General features: G+C 35.6%; 22 protein-coding genes. 19 read left to right on the top strand and 3 right to left on the bottom strand.

The window, feature by feature from the left end; translation table 11 throughout:
• The first annotated feature begins 407 nt into the window (after positions 1–407).
• Positions 408–2,210, top strand: coding sequence for a putative bifunctional diguanylate cyclase/phosphodiesterase (locus CYP51_RS01675; protein WP_258032763.1), 1,803 nt, complete (start codon positions 408–410; stop codon positions 2,208–2,210).
• Here CYP51_RS01675 and CYP51_RS01670 read toward each other — a convergent pair.
• Entirely contained in the window at positions 2,203–2,742 is a 540-nt protein-coding gene (locus CYP51_RS01670) for a hypothetical protein (protein ID WP_103624121.1), read from the bottom strand. The two genes, CYP51_RS01675 and CYP51_RS01670, sit on opposite strands and share 8 nt — an antisense overlap.
• A 242-nt stretch (positions 2,743–2,984) precedes the next feature.
• Here CYP51_RS01670 and CYP51_RS01665 point away from each other — a divergent pair, with 242 nt between their 5' ends.
• Positions 2,985–5,189: an EAL domain-containing protein gene (locus tag CYP51_RS01665; protein ID WP_258032762.1), complete on the top strand. Its 2,205-nt coding sequence runs from the start codon at positions 2,985–2,987 to the stop codon at positions 5,187–5,189.
• Here CYP51_RS01665 and CYP51_RS01660 read toward each other — a convergent pair.
• Entirely contained in the window at positions 5,186–5,374 is a 189-nt protein-coding gene (locus CYP51_RS01660; RefSeq protein ID WP_021091806.1) for a hypothetical protein, read from the bottom strand. The two genes, CYP51_RS01665 and CYP51_RS01660, sit on opposite strands and share 4 nt — an antisense overlap.
• Positions 5,375–5,503: 129 nt before the next feature.
• On the opposite strand from CYP51_RS01660, the gene dut reads away from it, so the two are divergent.
• Together dut and CYP51_RS01650 are read left to right on the top strand one after the other, a co-directional pair.
• Positions 5,504–6,199, top strand: a complete 696-nt coding sequence (gene dut, locus CYP51_RS01655; protein WP_103624119.1) for a dUTPase — start codon at positions 5,504–5,506, stop codon at positions 6,197–6,199.
• Positions 6,196–6,936, top strand: coding sequence for an EI24 domain-containing protein (locus tag CYP51_RS01650; RefSeq protein ID WP_103624118.1), 741 nt, complete (start codon positions 6,196–6,198; stop codon positions 6,934–6,936). Before dut ends, CYP51_RS01650 begins: the two co-directional genes overlap by 4 nt.
• An 18-nt stretch (positions 6,937–6,954) precedes the next feature.
• On the opposite strand, the gene CYP51_RS01645 is transcribed toward CYP51_RS01650, so the two are convergent.
• Positions 6,955–7,476 carry an ATP/GTP-binding protein gene (locus CYP51_RS01645; RefSeq protein ID WP_103624117.1) on the bottom strand — a complete coding sequence of 174 codons (522 nt, stop codon included), beginning with the start codon at positions 7,474–7,476 and terminating at the stop codon, positions 6,955–6,957.
• Positions 7,477–7,559: 83 nt separating this feature from the next.
• Between CYP51_RS01645 and CYP51_RS01640 the strand changes: the two genes are divergently transcribed.
• The 15 genes from CYP51_RS01640 to CYP51_RS01570 form a co-directional block, all read left to right on the top strand.
• Complete coding sequence (locus CYP51_RS01640; protein WP_258032761.1) at positions 7,560–7,928, top strand: L-arabinose ABC transporter; 369 nt, start codon at positions 7,560–7,562, stop codon at positions 7,926–7,928.
• Entirely contained in the window at positions 7,929–8,348 is a 420-nt protein-coding gene (locus tag CYP51_RS01635; RefSeq protein ID WP_103624116.1) for a hypothetical protein, read from the top strand.
• Positions 8,349–8,404: 56 nt separating this feature from the next.
• Positions 8,405–9,148, top strand: coding sequence for a 3-oxoacyl-ACP reductase FabG (gene fabG, locus CYP51_RS01630; protein ID WP_084041940.1), 744 nt, complete (start codon positions 8,405–8,407; stop codon positions 9,146–9,148).
• Between the two features lie 88 nt (positions 9,149–9,236).
• Complete coding sequence (gene acpP, locus CYP51_RS01625; RefSeq protein ID WP_021091725.1) at positions 9,237–9,470, top strand: acyl carrier protein; 234 nt, start codon at positions 9,237–9,239, stop codon at positions 9,468–9,470.
• 34 nt (positions 9,471–9,504) lie between these two features.
• Entirely contained in the window at positions 9,505–10,716 is a 1,212-nt protein-coding gene (locus CYP51_RS01620) for a beta-ketoacyl-ACP synthase II (protein WP_103624115.1), read from the top strand.
• 1 nt (position 10,717) lies between these two features.
• On the top strand, positions 10,718–11,653 hold the full coding sequence (gene accA / locus CYP51_RS01615; protein ID WP_103624114.1) for an acetyl-CoA carboxylase carboxyl transferase subunit alpha: 936 nt from the start codon (positions 10,718–10,720) through the stop codon (positions 11,651–11,653).
• Between the two features lie 192 nt (positions 11,654–11,845).
• A complete protein-coding gene (locus CYP51_RS01610; protein WP_103624113.1) occupies positions 11,846–12,700 on the top strand; it encodes a CbrC family protein in 855 nt (284 codons plus the stop codon).
• A gap of 10 nt (positions 12,701–12,710) precedes the next feature.
• Positions 12,711–13,565, top strand: coding sequence for a YwqG family protein (locus CYP51_RS01605; RefSeq protein ID WP_103624112.1), 855 nt, complete (start codon positions 12,711–12,713; stop codon positions 13,563–13,565).
• A gap of 215 nt (positions 13,566–13,780) precedes the next feature.
• Positions 13,781–14,395 (top strand): riboflavin synthase, encoded by a 615-nt coding sequence (locus tag CYP51_RS01600; RefSeq protein WP_103624111.1) that lies wholly within the window; start codon positions 13,781–13,783, stop codon positions 14,393–14,395.
• A 9-nt stretch (positions 14,396–14,404) separates the two neighbouring features.
• Positions 14,405–15,136 (top strand): peptidoglycan editing factor PgeF, encoded by a 732-nt coding sequence (gene pgeF / locus CYP51_RS01595; RefSeq protein ID WP_103624110.1) that lies wholly within the window; start codon positions 14,405–14,407, stop codon positions 15,134–15,136.
• Positions 15,137–15,291: 155 nt separating this feature from the next.
• Positions 15,292–16,071 (top strand): DUF4198 domain-containing protein, encoded by a 780-nt coding sequence (locus CYP51_RS01590; RefSeq protein WP_103624109.1) that lies wholly within the window; start codon positions 15,292–15,294, stop codon positions 16,069–16,071.
• Positions 16,072–16,148: 77 nt separating this feature from the next.
• A complete protein-coding gene (locus CYP51_RS01585) occupies positions 16,149–16,364 on the top strand; it encodes an acetyltransferase (RefSeq protein WP_021091731.1) in 216 nt (71 codons plus the stop codon).
• 145 nt (positions 16,365–16,509) lie between these two features.
• On the top strand, positions 16,510–17,298 hold the full coding sequence (gene rpsB / locus CYP51_RS01580; protein WP_084109563.1) for a 30S ribosomal protein S2: 789 nt from the start codon (positions 16,510–16,512) through the stop codon (positions 17,296–17,298).
• On the top strand, positions 17,298–18,362 hold the full coding sequence (gene tsf, locus CYP51_RS01575) for a translation elongation factor Ts (protein ID WP_103624108.1): 1,065 nt from the start codon (positions 17,298–17,300) through the stop codon (positions 18,360–18,362). Before rpsB ends, tsf begins: the two co-directional genes overlap by 1 nt.
• Positions 18,362–18,995, top strand: a 634-nt coding sequence (locus tag CYP51_RS01570) for an ABC transporter ATP-binding protein (protein WP_103624107.1), incomplete at its 3' end; no start/stop codon positions are given. The genes tsf and CYP51_RS01570, both read left to right, overlap by 1 nt.

Genomic DNA, 18,995 nt, shown 5'->3' with positions numbered 1-18,995 from the left:
CTCTATTTGATTTTATGATCACATTATTTATCTTTTTAAAGCTAAAAGAGACAAGAAATTTAAAAACATATTGGATATATATATTACTAGGCCTTACTTGCTGGGTAGCATCAGACACTATGTGGATGCTATATGATAAGGTTGATTTTCTTAAACAATTTCTCTCTAAAGTCAATTTTATACAAATCTCATACGTAGTTTCATATTTTATGTTTGCATTTTCTGCTTTTTACATTTTGATCAAAAATTTGAAAAATTTATTTTTAATGCAAGTATTTGTAGACTCAGTTTCTATTTCCGCAATATATTTTAGCTTTATGTGGTTTATGATTTTTAATAGAAATTTAACTCAAGGTTTAAGCCAAAAAGATTTTTTTAATCTAAGTTACATCGCTATAGATTTATTTATGTTTTGTACTTCATTTACTGCGTTTTTTTCACTTAAATTTTCAAAAAGAAGACTATCTATACTTTTATGCTTGATAGCGCTTATTGTAATAAGCACTTATGACATTTTTACCACTACAATGGATTTTTGGATAGATGAAATATCCTTTTCTGGATACGACATTGTATTTAAGAGTTCATTTTTTATGTTGTTTGTTGCTGCGCTTCATTTAAGAGAGGGTGAGGCAAATCTAAAATTTAGGGCACTCAGAAACGATTTTGATAAAATTTTAATACAAAAGCTATTTGTTTTCGCCGTATTTTTGACGATTATGATCTTGTACTCTTGGAAGATAAATTTGACATGGTTATTTTCTATTTTAGTTACTTTGCTTGCATACGGGGCATTATCTTATACATTTTCTAATGTTAGAAAGATGGATATTTTAATTAAACGTGAAATACATATCAAAAAAGTATTAAATAATCAGATAGAAAGTAAAGTAAAAGAGCTTGAAGAGACAAATAGGCACCTACAAAGGATCAGCAAATATGATTATTTAACAAACGCTCTAAATCGCCAGTATTTTATCGCAAGGCTTGAAGAGATGATAAAGTCAAAGGCACTTGGCGAAAAGATAGATATTTATAGTATCGATATAAACCATTTTAAAGCGATAAATGACTCGTACGGGCACTATATCGGTGATGATGTAATAGCAAAGTTTGCTTTAAACATTGAGTCAATATTGCCACCAAACGATTCCTTATTTGCAAGATCTGGTGGAGATGACTTCATCGTTGTTGTCAAGCAAAATGAAAATGTACATTGCAGAGAATTTTTGCATTATCTACTAAAAGCTATTTCAGAGCTAATCGTTATAGATGATTATAAAATTGTACTTGATGCGAAAATAGGGATTAGCTCGACACAAACCAGTGAAATTTTGGCTGATGATTTTATCATGCAATCAGAAGCAGCACTAGAAGCAGCAAAGAAAGATGCATCTGAAAAGTACGTTTTTTATAGTGATATAAAAAGCATTATTCAGGATAGAAACTATATAGAAATATTGCTAAATAGCATAAGCTTTGATGAAGAATTTGAGCTAAAATTTCAGCCCCAGTATCTAATAGAAGGTAAAAAAATAGTAGGAGCAGAGGCTCTTGTTAGGTGGAACTCTCCTATAAAAGGTCCGGTAGATCAATCAAAATTTATCCCAATAGCTGAACAAAGCTCTATTATCAATGCGATAGGAAAATGGGTGGCAAAAAATGCTATAAAACAAATGGCCTTTTGGAATGAAAAATATAATACAAACCTAAAAATAGGCATAAATATCTCGCCAAAACAGATTGATAATATAAATTTTGCGTCTAAATTTTTAAGTTATATAGATAGATACGGCATCGATCCATCTTGTGTAGATGTTGAGATCACTGAGGCCAGCCTTGTCAATGCCGAAGAGATGATGCAAAGTGCGTTATCTGAGCTTTCAAATAGAGGAATTTGCATATCCATAGATGATTTTGGTACCGGTTTTTCATCGATGAATTACATCAAAAAATATCCTATGAGTCGCCTAAAGATCGCTAAAGAGCTGATAGATAATATTGCTAAAAATGATATAGATAAAGACGTAGTAAAAAGCGTTATAGCTTTGGCTAAAAATGTGGAGCTAAAGACTATCGCTGAAGGCGTCGAAGATGAAACCCAGCTTGAAATTTTAAGAGAGCTTGGATGCGATGAGGTGCAAGGGTATCTTTGGGGCAAGCCAATGAGTGCAGAGGATTTTGAAAAGCTTATAATAAGCGCTATTTAAGTACACTCTTTGCGCTAAAATTTTCAAATTTCAAAATGTCTTTATGGCAAAGTTTGGCTAGCTCATTTATCATTTTTGAGCTAACTTCATCTTTTGGGATTATTAGATGAATTTTTTCTTCTAAAAAAATGATAAAGATATTTTTTAGCTCATAAATTTCACTAACTTCATTTAGGTCAAATTTTTCATTTTCTTTGGGCTTGTTTTCGTAGTAAGCTAGAAATTCTTCATTTACTTCAAAATTCATTTGCTTTTGAACATCTGAAATTTCAATTCTCTTTAATGCAGCTATGCGACTTCTTTTTAAAAAAATAGGATAAAAAATGATCCAAAATATAGCAAAAACAGCTCCGATGACAGTAAAAATTTTACTTTTTAATAGCATATCAGCAACGAAACCAGCTATGATGGCTTCGGTAAATATCATAAATGTGTTTATAAAATACTGCTTTCTTGCTGCCTTTGAGAAAAATAAGATAAAAGATTTATAATCTATTAAATTTTGTCCATTTATGACGATATTGCACTTCATAAGATACCTTTGTGAATTTTAAATTTTTTTGTGAAATTATAACCAAAAGCAAAGTCAATTTTTGTATAATTTGGACTATTTCTTAGGAGAGGGACACTATTTTTTTAATATCAAAATCATCTATAACTGGTATGCGAAAATGGATCTCAGTTGCAGTTGTAGCACTATTTGTATTTGCACTATTAGCATCTTTGCTAGACTATAATCTAATTGGAAAAATATCTATTTTGCTTGGTTTCTTTGTGATAACTTTTGGTATTTATACTTCAATGGATAAAGTAAAAACCAAAATAACGCATTGGCTTGCAATATGTTTTGGTGTTTTTTTATGGTCTATTTGCGATGCATTAATGGTGTTAAATCAAGATGTACTATTGCGGGCTCATAGTTCTTATGCGTATCTTGATGTGTTTTTTATGTTGCCGATGATATCTATTTTAGCTGGCGTTAGTATATTTTTGTATTCAAAATTTGCAGCCAGTCAAGAGAAACTAGCCATCATTATGGATAGCATAAGTGTCTTTTTTTTAATAGTAATTTTAATATATGGTATTTTTGATGAAGTAGATATCTTATCGATGATAAATAATAGATCAAATATCGTTTTTCTATCTATTGTGGCCATAAATTTTCTTATACTTTTTATTACTTTAAGTGAGATTTTTACAAGCAGTTTGCTTCATATAAAAATTAGCGGCTTTTACCTTATATCAGCTAGCATTTTATTTACGATGCTAAATTTATTTATTTTCTATAGTCAGATCTCAAATGTAAATTTTGGCCATAAAATAGATTTTTTATATATCGTTCCTTTCTTCTTCTTGATGATAGGAGCTTTTCATTTAAAAGCTAAAAACGAATATGTTACAAATACCGATAAAGATATCTCGATAGGATCAAAATGGCTACCAATAATAATAGTTTTACCTTTGCTATTACAAGAAGATCTAACATCTTTTAGTGCGCTCATCTCACTTTTTGTTTTAGTTGTAAATGCTATTGTTAATTACTATGTTAAAAGCTCTATTGCAAGCAGAAAAATATTAGATTATGAGAGAAATCTTCATAGAGAGATGGAAAAGTCGATGCATGAGCGGACTAATGAACTTATGCTCGCAAATTTAAGGCTTCAAGATATATCCGAGAAAGACTATCTAACAGATCTTGGCAATAGAAATTTTATAGTAAATGAGCTTGAAAGAATGTGTAAAAGCATCTCTGAAGATGAGGAGATCGCAGTTTATTATATAAATTTAAGCCGTTTTAAAAGCATCAATACATCTTACGGGCACGAAATAGGCGATAGAATTTTAAAATTAGTTGCAAAAAGGATACTTGAGGTTTGCAATAGACAAGAGGCCATAGCAAGGATTAGTGCGGACGAATTTATCGTATTAGCAAAAATGGAGATAAATAGTCATACAAAACGCTTAAATCTTGGTATTGCCTTAAAAGATGCTATTGAAAAGCCAATTCAAATAGATAGATATCACTTTGGGCTTAAGTGTATAATAGGCATAGACGTAGCAACAAAAAATAGCTCATCAAATCCAAGAAATATTATAAAAAATGCAGATATGGCAATGTATTACGCCAAGAAAAATCCAGCTTTAAATCCTATGGTTTATAGCGATAAAATTAGCAATGAAATGCACCTAAACTCAAGTATCGAGATTGCTCTTAAAAAAGCTAATTTGCAAGAAGACCTTCATGTATATTTTCAACCAATATTTGATCTAAAAATCGAAAAAATGATCTACGCGGAGGTTTTTTTATATTGGAAATCAGAAAAATTTGGCTTGATGGAAGCAAGCAAATTTATGAAAGAGGTCAATGTAAATAGCGATATTTTAAACGATATTTGCTCGCTTTTGGTTTCAAAGACCATAGAGTATGTAGATAGATGGCAAAAAGAAAAACTCTTGATACCAAAAATAAGTATAAATGTTGCACAGATTCAAAGTAAATCAGAAAAATTTGTTTTAGATTTTATTTCTAGCTTACGCTCGCATCATATAAATCCAGGGCTTTTTGAAATAGAATTTGGCGAAGAAATATGGACAAATAATACTAAGACGCTTGATAAAATTTTTTCTATTCTTAAAGAAAATAATATAGATGTTTGCATAGATAATTTTGGCTCTGGATATACTTCATTTATTTATATTAGAAAATACGGTGTTAGGCGTATAAAAATAGCAAGTGAATTTGTTGCTCAAGCATCAAATAGCAAAATAGATGCACAAATCGTATCTGCAATTATTGATTTAGCAAAGGCAATGAAGATAAAAGTTGGCGCAAAAGGCATAGAAAAAGAAGAAGATGTTCGTTTCTTAAAAGAGCTTGATTGTAATGAAGTACAAGGACTTTTCTTATCTCGTCCTATGAGTGCAGAAGAATTTGAAGACCTTGTAAGACAAGATCCTCAAATGATAGCAAAAATTTAAATTTCAGCCTTTATCTCTTCGTTTGATTTTACGACCATACCTGAGCCATGGATTACGCTTGGAACACAACTGGTGCAGATATCAACTTCTTCACCATTTTTATGAGCGTGGATAAAAACCGCATTTGTATCATCGCTGCTTTTTAGTCCGCAAACATTGCAAACCACTAGATCTTTTTCTCTCATTTTTTCTCCTTTGAAATTTTTGCCTATTTTAGCTCCTAAATTTTATACATAAAATGATTTAAGTCAAGCTTGCCTCGTGGCATTTAATATTTTTTTGTTATAATCCTTTAAAATTTAAAAGGGTCTAAAATGAATGAAAGAACGATTATTTTAGAGATGTTAAAGATGCAGCAGAGCCTAAATGACGAGACAAATGGGCTTGGCTGGGAAAATGGTTATACTAATAAAAATAAATTAATCAGCTGGAAACGCTGCATATATATGGAGTGTGCTGAGCTCATAGATAGTTTTGCGTGGAAGCATTGGAAGAGCATCGATGCTAAGACTGATGAGCAAAATTTACGCATAGAAGTTGTCGATATTTGGCACTTTATTATGAGCCTGGCTTTGCAAATTTATAAATCAAAACAACTTGGTGGCATAGAAGCTTTAGCTGATGACATCTGCCAAGCAAGTGGATTTAGTGACTTTTGTAAAGAGCCATTAAGTATCGAAGACGAGAGTATTTACGAGATAATGAATGACGTTGAGATGCTTATACATGAGTGCAGCGGGTTTGACTACGATATATTTGATATTTTAAAAATTTACTTCTCTATGTCTTTAAAATGTGGCGTAAATTTATACTCACTTTATGAGTGCTACATTGCTAAAAACATACTAAATCGCTTCCGTCAAAATAATGGCTACAAAGAGGGAAGCTACAAGAAAAACTGGAACGGACGCGAAGACAACGAAGTGATGAGCGAAATTTTGTCAAATGGCGTTAGCACGATAGATGAAATTTATGCTGCACTTGAGCACGAGTACAAAAAGGTAAGATGATAAACCTTCTACGCCTTGGCTTTAAGGACTTTTTTACAGCCAAATTTATCACGCTATCTATTTTGCCGCTTTTTCTTAGTATTGCTAGCCTTGCTTGGCTTACGATTTGGGGAGGTGGTGAGATATTTGATGTTTTAAGCGAAGGAGCAAGAAGTGGCAATTATGCCTTTATTGATACAAACTCAACACTTTCTTCATATGCTGTTAAAATTTTAAACTTTAGCGCTACAAAATGGATTATAAGCATACTTTTTTACGTTTTAAGCACCTTTTTAACGATAATTATTAGCATAATAATCGCCCTAATCGTAGCCGGCTTTTTAACTCCAGTTGTGGCCAAAGAGATCAACAAAAGGCACTACAACTACATGCTTAAAAGCGAGACTGCTACGGCTAGAGTGCTAAAGGTGATGATGGTTGAGATCATGAAATTTCTTGGGATCTTGCTTGTTTGCCTGCCACTTTTGTTTGTGCCGATCTTAAATTTCTTCATCATAAACGTGCCATTTTTTTACATCTACTATAAACTTTTACTAATAGACGTTGGCTCAAATACGCTTGATAGTGAGAAATTTGAGCTAGCGCTGCTTGAGGGTGGCGGGATAAAATTTGTAGCTTTTACATTTTTGTTTTATCTAATATCGCTTGTGCCGCTTGTTGGATTATTTTTTCAGCTTTATTTTGTGATAGTCTTATCGCACCTCTTTTTTGAGAGAGAGGCGCTTATAAAAATTTAGAGCCAAAAGGCTCTAAATTTAAGCGTAGTAAGATAGCTTGTTGCTCTCATCAAGCAAAGTATCAAATAGCCTTTTTGTGGCACTTAGCAGATTTTTATTTGCATCATTTTTAGCTAGAAGCTCGTCAAACATCTTTAGCATATTATCATTTATGAAATTTTTATGATTTAGATCTTTTGCGTCAGGTAGCATCTGCTTGATCTTGTTTGAAAGATCACTTATGCTTTGGCTACTACCAGCGATCTTGTCGCCCTCTTTGACGTTTTTCATAAATTCATCAACTTGTGGGCGAATTTGCTTCATCGCCTCTTCGATCTCTTTCATATCTTGCTCGTCTATGCCGTTTCCTTTATATAAAAACTCATAGCCGTATTCGTGCTTTAGAGTAAGACTTCTTTGGCTTGAAGTGGCATTTTTATGGCTGGAAAATTCCAAACTTTTGTTGTCATACATCGAAAAGCTTATCTCATCGCCTGAGCTAGTTTTCATCGAAAAGCTCATGTTGTTGTAGCTTCCTTGAGAGTAAAAATTTGTTTGCATTTTAAATCCTTTTGAGGCTAAATCGGCAAAATTTTAATTTCATAAAGCAAAATTTTGTAAAATGCGTCAAAAAAGGACGGGCGATGTGTTGTTTTGGGACTAGGATCTTTTTGCTTATGCTTATCACTGTTTTAAGCTTTGGCTTTGCTAGGCTCTACCCAGTTTTACCGGTCGTTGGTTACTACTTAATACTTGCAAATTTACTTGCCATTTTTATGTTTTCACTATTTTTTAAAGGGCTTTTACCAAACTTTGTAAAAGTAAATGCGATCCACTATTTTTCGCTAATTGGTGGCTTTTTAGGAGCATTTTTAACGATGCTTGCTTTTAAAAAGGTTGCAAAAGATAAATTTACTTTAATAGAGCTCATTATTTTTACGCTTTGGGTGCTGATAATCGCCATAGTCATCTTTAAATTTCAAACCATTCTTGATATTTTTAGGGGAATTTAGATGGATGAGAGGATAGTTAAATTTTTTAAAAAGATGCATCTTGCAAGCGTTTGCGCCATTGATGATGATGGGCAGCCTTACGCTTTTAGCGCGTTTTACGCCTTTGATGAGCTAAATTTTAGCCTTTTGTTAGCTAGCTCTGATGAGAGCTCGCATATCAAATTTTTAAAAAACTCAAAGTTTGTTGCTGGCACGGTCGCTCTTGATACAAAGATCGTTGGCAAGATAGAGGGCGTACAGTTTCAAGGAGTGATGAGCGAAGCTAGAGAAAACGAAATAGAAATTTATTTCAAAAGATTTTTTTATGCAAAAGCTATGGATCCAAAAATTTGGTGTATAAATCTTGAAAAACTAAAATTTACGAGTAATGTCCTTGGTTTTGGCAAAAAGATAAGGTGGGAAAGAAACGATAAAATTTAGACGTTAAGCTTATATAAGCTACAATCATTAAAAAATTAGAAAAATAAGGAGAATTTATGAAATTTAGCGGAAAAAACGTGCTAATAACAGGTGCAAGTAGAGGTATCGGCGCACAGATCGCAAAGACGCTTGCAAATATGGGCTTAAAAGTGTGGATAAATTACCGCTCAAAGCCTGAGATAGCAGACGCTTTGCAGGCTGAGATCGAGCAAAATGGTGGCAAGGCTGCAGTGATAAAATTTGACGCAACTGACGAAGATGAGTTTATAAAAGGTATAAATTTGATAGTCGATAGCGACGGCGAGCTAAGCTACCTTGTAAATAACGCTGGCATCACAAACGATAAGCTAGCGCTTCGCATGAAAACTAGCGAATTTACAGATGTGATAAATGCAAATTTAACTTCAGCTTTCATAGGATGTAGAGAGGCTTTGAAAGTGATGAGCAAAAAGCGCTTTGGAGCGGTCGTAAATGTCGCATCTATCGTTGGTGAGATGGGAAATGCAGGACAGGTTAATTATTCAGCTAGCAAAGGTGGACTAATCGCCATGAGCAAGAGCTTTGCAAAAGAGGGTGCAAGCAGAAATATCCGCTTTAATAGTGTAACTCCTGGTTTTATTGAGACTGATATGACGCATGGACTAAGTGATGAGGTGAAAAAAACTTATAGCGATAACATCCCGTTAAAACGTTTCGGCAGTGCTAGTGAAGTAGCTGAGTCAGTGGCGTTTTTACTAAGTGATCACGCAAGCTACGTAACTGGCGAGACGCTTAAAATAAATGGCGGACTTTACATGTAGGTAAATTTCAGACAAGTTTTGAAATTTAAAATAAATAAAAGCGTAAATATTATAAGATAACAGACATTTTTTATAAGGAGACCTTAAAATGGCAGTATTTGAAGACGTAAGAGACGTAGTTGTAGAGCAACTAAGTGTAGATCCACAAGCAGTAAAACTAGAGTCTAAAATCATTGAGGATTTAGGCGCTGATTCACTTGACGTTGTAGAGCTAGTTATGGCTTTAGAAGAGAAATTTGAAGTAGAAATTCCTGATAGCGAAGCAGAGAAATTAATAAGCATTCAAGACGTTGTAAATTATATAGAAAAACTAGGCAAATAATTTAAATTTGCACAGTTTGATTTAAGGAGATGTATTGAAACGAGTCGTTGTAACTGGTATAGGCATGATAAACGCACTTGGTCTTGACAAAGAGAGTTCTTTTAAGGCTATTTGCGAGGGTAAAACAGGTGTGAAAGAGATCACAAGCTTTGATGTAAGTGACTTTCCTGTTAAAATTGCTGCCGAAATAACTGATTTTGATCCAAATAGCATTTTAGACGGCAAAGAGGTGAAAAAAGTAGATCGTTTCATACAGCTTGGCATAAAAGCATCTAATGAAGCTATGGCTGATGCAAATTTTAAGGAGTTTGACGCTCATAAATTTGGCGTTAGCTCAGCAGCTGGTATAGGTGGTTTGCCAAATATTGAGAAAAATTCAATCACATACTTTGAAAAAGGCGTAAAGAGAATTTCACCATTTTTTATTCCATCGGCACTTGTAAATATGTTAGGTGGTATAGTTTCTATAAATCACGGACTTAAGGGTCCAAATTTGTCTAGCGTAACGGCATGTGCAGCAAGCACTCATGCGATATCGCAAGCTGCAAAATGCATTATGATTGGTCAAGCTACAAATATGCTAGTTATCGGTGCTGAGTCTACTATTTGTGGTGTAGGTATAGGCGGCTTTGCAGCAATGAAAGCTCTCTCAACTAGAAATGATGAACCAAGTAAGGCATCAAGGCCATTTGATGCAAATCGCGATGGTTTTGTAATGGGTGAAGGAGCTGGTGCACTTGTGCTTGAAGAGTATGAGTCAGCTATTGCAAGAGGTGCTAAAATTTACGCTGAAGTAGTTGGATTTGGTGAAAGTGGTGATGCTCATCATATCACATCACCAACACTCGAAGGTCCACTAAGTGCAATGAAGCAGGCTTTAGAAATGGCAAAAGGTATAAAGATAGATTATGTAAATGCGCACGGTACTTCAACGCCTGTAAATGATAAGAATGAGACTGCGGCGTTAAAAGCAGTTTTTGGTGATAAATGTCCACCAGTTAGCTCAACAAAAGGTCAAACTGGACACTGTCTAGGTGGTGCTGGTGCGATAGAGGCTGTTATATCTATAATGGCAATGAGAGATGGCATTATTCCTCCAACAATAAACTATGAAACACCTGATCCAGATTGCGATCTAGACTACGTTCCAAATAAAGCCAGAAAAGCTGATATAAAAGCTGTTATGAGCAACTCATTTGGCTTTGGTGGAACAAACGGCGTCGTGATATTTAAAAAGTTGGATTAAGATGTCAAATTATTTAGATTTTGAAAAAAGCATAAAACAGATTGATGAAGATATAGCAAATGCTAGAATCAGAGGCGATGAACATGCTGTTGAAATTTTAAATAAGAATTTATCCAAAGAGATATCAAAAGTATATAAAAATTTAAACGAATATCAACGTTTACAACTTGCTCGTCATCCAGATAGACCATATTCTATTGATTATATTAATGCGCTTTTAATTGATGGATATGAGATTCATGGAGATAGGGCATTTAGAGATGATCCAGCAATAGTTTGCTACATCGGCTATATCGGAGGCAAAAAGACTGTCGTTATAGGCGAACAAAAGGGCCGTGGCACTAAAAATAAATTAAGAAGAAATTTTGGCATGCCTCATCCTGAGGGTTATCGCAAGGCTCTTAGAGTTGCAAAAATGGCTGAGAAATTTAATCTACCCATTTTATTTCTCATAGACACTCCAGGCGCATATCCAGGTGTTGGAGCTGAAGAGCGAGGACAAAGTGAAGCCATAGCTAGAAATTTATTTGAGTTTACAAATTTAAAAACTCCAATAATTGCTGTTGTTATCGGCGAAGGTGGAAGTGGCGGCGCTTTAGCTATTGGTGTGGCTGATAGACTTGCCATGATGAAAAATTCTGTGTTTTCGGTTATTTCGCCAGAAGGCTGTGCAGCAATACTTTGGAATGACCCAGCTAAACAAGAACAAGCTACAAAATCTATGAAAATAACAGCTGATGATTTAAAAAGTCTATCACTGATTGATGCTGTTATAGATGAGCCAATAAATGGAGCTCATAGAGATAAAGATGGTGCTGCAAAAGCACTTGCAAATTATTTTATCTCAGAATTAGCTGAGCTTGAAAAGCTTGATATAAAAGATCTTGTAGCAAAAAGAATAGAAAAAATTCTCTCTATCGGAGCATTTGAAGAATAAATTTATAGTCACAACAATTTTATAAAAATATTTATTAAATTTGTTTGTGGCACCATCTACTAAAAATACTAAAAATATTTAAAATCAATATAAATTTAATCGCTTTAACTGCCATAATTTTTACGCTAGCTTTTTTATCTTTAAGATTTAAACACTAAAATTGTTAATGTCAAATCCGCATAAAGAATATTAATGAATAAATTTCAAGAAAAATATATCACTCTTTCAAAAGAATATTATAAAAATAATGGCAATGCTTCTAGTATTGAGGCACTCTATCAGTTTAAAGAAGAGTTGGAAAATTGTGACGATATTTGTGCAAAGTATGTTTTAGTCGATGTTTATCAGCTTTTATCTATGAGAAAGAGTGCTTACGACTTACTTTTAAAAATACATGACAAAAGTGATAAAAAACAGCTAAAGACACTTGGCTATCTAGTGCAATTCATTGACGAAAATGATAGATGGGCACTACCTCGCCCAAAAAGTAGAGGTCAAATTTTAGCTCAAAAAGACAAAGCCATCACGTTACCAAAATTTATCTACCATCCTAATCCTTTAAGAACCGGTGCATTTAAAGATGATATGAACATAGTGTGCGAGTGTTGTGGCAAAGATACTGAAGTTTATTATAGCGGTAGCATTTATTGCGAGCAAGATATTTCGTATCTTTGTCCTACTTGTATTTCTAGTGGTAAGGCTGCTAAGAAATTTGATGCTACATTTGTGCAAGATGCTGACAAACTAAATACAAGTGATGCTAAAAAGGATGACGAACTCTTTAGAAGAACCCCGGGCTACGAGAGCTGGCAGGGCGAGCATTGGATAGCTTGTTGTGATGATTATTGCGAATTTTTAGGTGACGTTGGTACAAGAGAGCTTGAAGAAATGGGTATAGCAGACGAGGTCTTTGAGGACTACGCAAAAAGGGCCGAATATGACGATAAAATGCTACGCGAATATCTTGTTAAAGCTGGCGATATTGCTGGATATTTGTTTCGTTGTTTGCATTGTAAGAAGTATCATATATACGTTGATGCTTGTTAAAGAGGAAAATATGGATATTGCAAAAATTTCTAAAGGTTGTAAAGAGCGTGGGCTGGATGAACTTTTTAAACTTTTATCGCCACTAGCAAGAAATGCCATAAGGATAGATACGCAAGCTAAAAATGACGATGATATCGCCGTTGGAGCGTCTAAATTTGGCGGCTCGCCAGATCTGCCAGATAGTTTAGCATGGCCGTTAAATGAAAATGGCGCTTTAAGTTTAGTAGCACAGATAAATTTTGCTGAAGCTAGCAAATTTGACATTGACTCACTACTGCCAAAAAGCGGAATGCTCTATCTTTTTTATGATAGAAATTTACGTGTTTGGGGCTATGATCCTGCCGATAAAAACGGCTTTGCAGTGATCTTTTCTGATGTAAATCATGGTCCACTTTCTCGTAGGAGAGCGGAGAGCTTAGAGGGAGAAAATTCTACATTTAATGCACGCTTGCTCAGCTTTGAAAATGAGATAAATTTGCCAAATTTACAAAGCTCGATTGTACCATTTAGTAAAATTAGTGAGGCTGAGTGGGAGGCCTATCATGAGGTTATTGAGCCAAGCTGGCAGGCTAAAGAAAATAAGCTCCTTGGGCACTCCGATAATATCCAAGATGGCATGGAGCTAGAGTGTGAGCTAGTTACAAATGGGCTTAGCTGTGGTGATGGTAGCGCTTATCACCACCCAAGAATAGCGGAATTTGAGAAAAATTCTGCCCAGTGGCAACTACTTTTACAGATAGATAGCGATGATGATGGCGACATGGACTGGGACGGAGAGGGCAGAATTTATCTGTGGATAAAAAGGGATGATCTTTTATTAGCACGCGATTTTAGCAAGACGTGGCTAATTTTACAAACGAGTTAAGACTGCTAAATTCATAAAAGATAAAAATTAAAATTTATAGAGAAATTTTATACTAGGGTTACACAATAAATTTTTATTAGCATTCTTGGTGCGATTGCCAAAATTCCACCGCCATTTCTACCACTATCTACTTAAATATATAAAACAATCAAAAATGGTAATGCCCAAATTTAGGCAAAATTTAGTAAAATCCTTAAAAATTTTAAAGGCAAAATATGTTTAATGGCTTGATCCGTGAGATAGCACAGGTTGTTAGTTATTCACAAAATATTTTAAGGCTAAAGGCAAATCTTCGTCCAAATTTAGGCGATAGCATTGCTGTAAATGGTGCTTGCCTGAGCGTAATAAAACTACATGAAGATGGCTTTAGCTTGGAGCTAAGCGCAGAGAGTAGGGCAAATATCGCGGTTGAAAATTTAAAAGAAAGAGTGCATATCGAGCCAGCGATGAAGCTAGGAGACCGAATAGATGGGCATTTGATGCAAGGACATATCGATTTTATCGGTAAAATTTCAAATATCAAAAAGAATGAGAACGGGGTTGATTTTTACATCGACTTGCCGCGCGAAGCTATGAGTTTAATGTCAAATAAAGGCTCGGTGGGTGTTGAGGGCGTGAGTCTAACCATAAATGAAATTTTGCCAAAGGGTATAAGGCTTACAATCATACCAATCACTTTTAGAGATAGTCTTTTTGGCACTTTCAAGGTCGGCAGGCGCGTAAATATCGAAAGCGATCTTTTGGCTCGATACGTAGCTAGGCAGCTTTTTTGTAAGCAAGATAGTGGCCTTAGCTGGGACGATGTTGAGCGAATTTCTAGCCTTTACTAGGTGGATAAAATGCGTGAAAATTTAGAGATCGTCTTTGATAAAAATGGCGTATTAGCTGGCTTTACAAATAGATTTGGCGGTGTGAGTGAGGGTGCTTTTGAGAGCTTAAATTTAGCAGATCATGTTGGCGATGATCCGCTAAAGGTCTCACAAAATCGTGAAATTTTAGCAACGGCGCTTGGCATTATGCCTGTTAATTTAAAATTTATGAGCCAAATCCACTCAAATAGAGTGGAAATTTTGCAAGATTTTAACGATACTCTACCTCCATGCGATGGTGTGATAACATCATTAAAAGACGTAGCGCTTTGCGTCTTAGTTGCAGACTGCGCACCTGTTTTGATAATAGATGAACATCTTGGTGTAGTCGCAGCTGTGCACGCAGGGCGTGCAGGTGTTACTAGTAAAATTTGCACAAATGCGGTAGGGCTGATGATGAGCGAGTTTGGTTGCCGCGCTAGTAATTTACGTGTGTTTATAGGCGCAAATATCAAAGTGCAAAACTACGAAGTAGGCAAGCTATATCTTGGTGAATTTAACCGATACAAAAAAGATGGAAAATTTGATATAAACGCAGCTTTATTGGACGAATTTGCTAAGCTCGGGGTAGAGCAAATATCGCTAGATCCTCGTTGCACTTTTGAGAGAGATGAATTATTCTCATACCGCAAACAGAGTAGGACTGGGCGTTTTTGCGGATTTGTGATGAATAGAGCCACATCGGTAAACAGTAAAAAATAAAAGTAAATTTTTAGCTTCATTGCTTGCCTGTTAAAATTTGCCCGCTAAATTGTATTGAACGTTTTGATATTTAATTCGATCTAAAAAATGGCTAAATATAATAATTTTTAGCTACAATTTGACATCAAATCTCAAAAAGAACAACAAGGAAAATCATGAAAATAGGTAGAATTTTGACCGCCATTATGTTAACGGGAGCCTTTTGTATGGTGCAAGCACATATGTTTTGGGTAGATGGAACTAATGATGAAAAGCTAGGAAAATTTATCGCAAACATGGGTTATAGCGACGATTTTCCAAAGCTAGCGCCTATTATGGCCGAACGCATCCATCTTTTTGCGCCAATTACTGTAATAAGTAAAGATGGTAGCAAAAAGAAGCTTACACAAAGTGGCGAGAACTACCGCTATGAGGGCGAAAGATTAGACAAAGGTACATATATCTTACTAGCACAGCAAAATCCTATGTATTCGCTTAAAAAACGTAGTGATGGCAAGTGGCTAATAGACAAAACTAAGCTTGATCTAAAGGATCTAAGCGATATACAGATTTACCGGCTGATGACGATAACATCTAAAAGAGTCTTAAATTTAGGTGAAATAGATGGCTTCGTAACTAAACCTGTTGGAGTTAAAATTGAGATCGTACCGCTACAAAACCCAGCAGAATTTAGAGTAGATAAGCCTTTTAAATTGCAGGTTTTTGCTGATGGAAAGCCGCTAGAGCGAGCTAAGCTAACTGGTACTTTTGCTGGATTTTTAGACCATAAGCACGCATTTTACGGTATGACAGATGAGCAAGGCATCACTGAAGTATTAGCTCTAAGACCAGGATTTTGGGTATTTGAAGTTATTTATGAAAGACCTTATCCAGATGCTGCGAAGTGTGATAAAGAGACGTTAAAAACGACACTTAGTTTTGAGATAAAAGAATAAAAGTTTGATATAAATTTGAGTCCGAATTTATCATAAATTTTTTATAATTGCTTTGTAATCTTAAAAGTAGAGAAAGAATGCCTTACGAAAACTTTAAATCAAAAAATCCTCTTGTGCTAAAAATTACTACAAACGCAAGAAAATTTGGCGTAGAAACACTACAAAACGAGGAGTTTGTAAGCATTCTTTTAAATGTTAAGAAGCTTGAAATTTCATCCGAACAAAGGCAAGCAATGGCAGAAATTTTTGCTAAGTTAATAAAAATCGAAGAAGACTCACAGTTAAGTAAATAAACTTTAGTTTAAATTCATATTACTTTAAGTATAATCCCCCTTTATTTCACACACGACAATCCTAAATTTGGTTGTGCGAAAGCATTAATGGTCGTGGAGGATAAAACTAAATTCAAGGCAAAATGCCTAAAACAAGGAGAAACTCATGGTAACTATGAGAGATTTATTAGAGTGTGGCGTACATTTTGGTCACCAAACACGCCGCTGGAATCCAAAGATGAAAAAATTTATCTTTGGCGAGAGAAAAGGTATCTATATTATAGATCTACAAAAGACTATTCGCTACTTCCGCTACACTTACAACATTGTTCGTGACGCAGCTGCTGAAGGTAAGTCAGTGCTATTTGTTGGTACTAAAAAACAAGCTATCGATGCTATCAAAGAGTACGCTGAAAAATGTGGAATGCCTTATGTAAATCACCGCTGGTTAGGTGGTATGATGACAAATTTTGGTACTATCCGCCAGTCTATCCGCAAACTAGAAGTCATCGAAACCATGGAAGAAGATGGTTCGATAAATTTGTTAACTAAAAAAGAGGCTTTAATGCTTCGCCGCAAAAAAGAGAAGCTTATCGCAACTCTTGGTGGTATCCGCAATATGAAAAGCCTACCTGATATGATATTTGTTGTTGATACAGTTAAAGAAAAGATCGCTGTTCAAGAGGCAAACCGCTTAAAGATCCCAGTTGTAGCACCGATCGATACAAACTGCGATCCTGACGTTGTTGATTATCCTATCCCAGGAAACGACGACGCGATCCGCTCTGTTCAGCTTTTCTGCCAAGAGATGGCTGAGGCGATCAACGAGGGCAAATCACTTCTTGAGCAAGATGGTGGCGAGCAAGTTGCTGGCGAAGAAGTAAGCCAAGATGAAAAAGACGCAGTTGTAGCTGAGGCTATGAGCGAAGAAGACTTTGGCGAGGACGAAGAGTAATGGAAATAACTGCACAAATGGTAAAAGAGCTCCGCGAATCAACCGGAGCTGGCATGATGGATTGCAAAAAGGCACTTGGCGAAGCAAATGGCGACGTGGAAAAAGCTGTTGATATACTTCGTGAAAAGGGCCTAGGTCAAGCTGCTAAAAAGGCTGACCGCCTTGCAAGCGAGGGCTTAGTAAGTGTTGAAGTTTGCTCAAAATGCAAAAAAGCAACTATCAGCGAAATCAACTCTGAGACTGACTTCGTTGCTAGAAACCCACAGTTTCAAGTACTTGCAAAAGACACAACAGCTCACGTCCAAACAAGTGGCATAAAAACAGTTGAAGAGTTAAATGCAAGCACATTAAATGGTGTTAAATTTGAAGAATATTTCAAAACTCAGATCGCAACTATTGGTGAAAACCTTGTAGTTCGCCGCTTTGAGACTATTAGCGCCGATGATAAAGGCGTGGTAAATGGCTATGTTCACTCAAATGGCCGTGTTGGTGTACTTATCGGTGCAGCTTGCGAAAGTGCTGAAGTTGCAAACAAGGCAACTGAATTTATAAGAAATTTATGTATGCACGCAGCTGCTATGAAGCCAAGCGTTATAAGCTACAAAGACCTTGATAAAGAGTTTGTTGAGAAAGAATTTATCGCACTTCGCGCTGAACTTGAAAAAGACAATGAAGAGCTAAAACGCCTAGGTAAGCCACTTCACCATATCCCTGAGTATGCTAGCCGCTGCCAGATAGGTGAGGCAGAGCTTGCAAAAGCTACAAAAGCGATCGAAGAAGAGCTAAAAGCTGAGGGCAAACCTGAGAAAATTTGGGACAAGATCATCCCTGGCAAGATCGAGAGATTTTACGCTGATAACACAGTGCTTGACCAACGCCTTACACTTTTAGGTCAGTTTTATGTAATGGACGATAAAAAGACTATCGAACAAGTTATCGAAGAGAAGAGCAAAGAGCTTGGCGGCAAGATCGAGATCGTAAAATACGTTCGTTTCGAGCTTGGCGAAGGCTTAGAGAAAAAAGTAGATGACTTTGCTGCAGAAGTTGCTGCTCAAATAGGCTAATGGAAATTTTAAGAGCGTCTAATCTAGGCTTTGCGTATGATTATACGCTCTTTAACAATATAAATTTAACCCTCAATCAAAAACAAAGCATCGCGATAACTGGCGTTAGCGGTTGTGGCAAATCAACGCTTTTACACATACTTTCAACACTTTTAAAACCAAATTTTGGCGAGGTCATCTATCAAGATAGATCGATCTATGAGCTTTCTCAAAACGAGCTTTTGGCCATTAGAAGGCTTCATTTTGGCATTATTTTTCAGTCGCACTATCTTTTTAAAGGTTTTAGTGCTTATGAAAATATCGAGCTTGCAAGCATCTTATCTGGCGAAAATATAGAAAAAAATGATCTTGAAGCGCTTAAAATTTCAAGCGTTATTAACCAAAAAGTTGGTGAGCTAAGCGGCGGCCAGCAGCAGCGTGTCAGTATCGCTAGAGTGCTTACCAAAAAGCCAAAGATCATATTTGCAGACGAGCCAACAGGCAACCTTGATAAGCAAACAGCAAATGAAGTGATGCAAGTTTTGTTTGACTATATAAATGAAAATAACGCTGCCCTTGTTCTAGTAACTCATGACAACGATCTAGCAGCTAAATGTGACAACTCATACAAGCTTGAGAACAAAGAGTTTGTGC

Source organism: Campylobacter concisus (genome assembly GCF_002912895.1).
Classification (GTDB): Bacteria; Campylobacterota; Campylobacteria; order Campylobacterales; family Campylobacteraceae; genus Campylobacter_A; species Campylobacter_A concisus_G.
The sequence above is the reverse complement of the archived record's forward strand: the minus strand, read 5'-3'. Positions and strand labels throughout refer to the sequence as shown.

Coding starts and splice junctions, on each gene's coding strand:
- CYP51_RS01610 (WP_103624113.1), top strand. CDS start 11,846: ATGAATAAATTTCAAGAAAAATATATCACTCTTTCAAAAGAATATTAT.
- accA (WP_103624114.1), top strand. CDS start 10,718: ATGTCAAATTATTTAGATTTTGAAAAAAGCATAAAACAGATTGATGAA.
- CYP51_RS01640 (WP_258032761.1), top strand. CDS start 7,560: ATGTGTTGTTTTGGGACTAGGATCTTTTTGCTTATGCTTATCACTGTT.
- CYP51_RS01670 (WP_103624121.1), bottom strand. CDS start 2,742: ATGAAGTGCAATATCGTCATAAATGGACAAAATTTAATAGATTATAAA.
- acpP (WP_021091725.1), top strand. CDS start 9,237: ATGGCAGTATTTGAAGACGTAAGAGACGTAGTTGTAGAGCAACTAAGT.
- dut (WP_103624119.1), top strand. CDS start 5,504: ATGAATGAAAGAACGATTATTTTAGAGATGTTAAAGATGCAGCAGAGC.
- CYP51_RS01675 (WP_258032763.1), top strand. CDS start 408: ATGTTTTGTACTTCATTTACTGCGTTTTTTTCACTTAAATTTTCAAAA.
- CYP51_RS01590 (WP_103624109.1), top strand. CDS start 15,292: ATGAAAATAGGTAGAATTTTGACCGCCATTATGTTAACGGGAGCCTTT.
- pgeF (WP_103624110.1), top strand. CDS start 14,405: ATGCGTGAAAATTTAGAGATCGTCTTTGATAAAAATGGCGTATTAGCT.
- CYP51_RS01660 (WP_021091806.1), bottom strand. CDS start 5,374: ATGAGAGAAAAAGATCTAGTGGTTTGCAATGTTTGCGGACTAAAAAGC.
- CYP51_RS01600 (WP_103624111.1), top strand. CDS start 13,781: ATGTTTAATGGCTTGATCCGTGAGATAGCACAGGTTGTTAGTTATTCA.
- fabG (WP_084041940.1), top strand. CDS start 8,405: ATGAAATTTAGCGGAAAAAACGTGCTAATAACAGGTGCAAGTAGAGGT.
- rpsB (WP_084109563.1), top strand. CDS start 16,510: ATGGTAACTATGAGAGATTTATTAGAGTGTGGCGTACATTTTGGTCAC.
- CYP51_RS01645 (WP_103624117.1), bottom strand. CDS start 7,476: ATGCAAACAAATTTTTACTCTCAAGGAAGCTACAACAACATGAGCTTT.
- CYP51_RS01605 (WP_103624112.1), top strand. CDS start 12,711: ATGGATATTGCAAAAATTTCTAAAGGTTGTAAAGAGCGTGGGCTGGAT.
- CYP51_RS01585 (WP_021091731.1), top strand. CDS start 16,149: ATGCCTTACGAAAACTTTAAATCAAAAAATCCTCTTGTGCTAAAAATT.
- tsf (WP_103624108.1), top strand. CDS start 17,298: ATGGAAATAACTGCACAAATGGTAAAAGAGCTCCGCGAATCAACCGGA.
- CYP51_RS01650 (WP_103624118.1), top strand. CDS start 6,196: ATGATAAACCTTCTACGCCTTGGCTTTAAGGACTTTTTTACAGCCAAA.
- CYP51_RS01635 (WP_103624116.1), top strand. CDS start 7,929: ATGGATGAGAGGATAGTTAAATTTTTTAAAAAGATGCATCTTGCAAGC.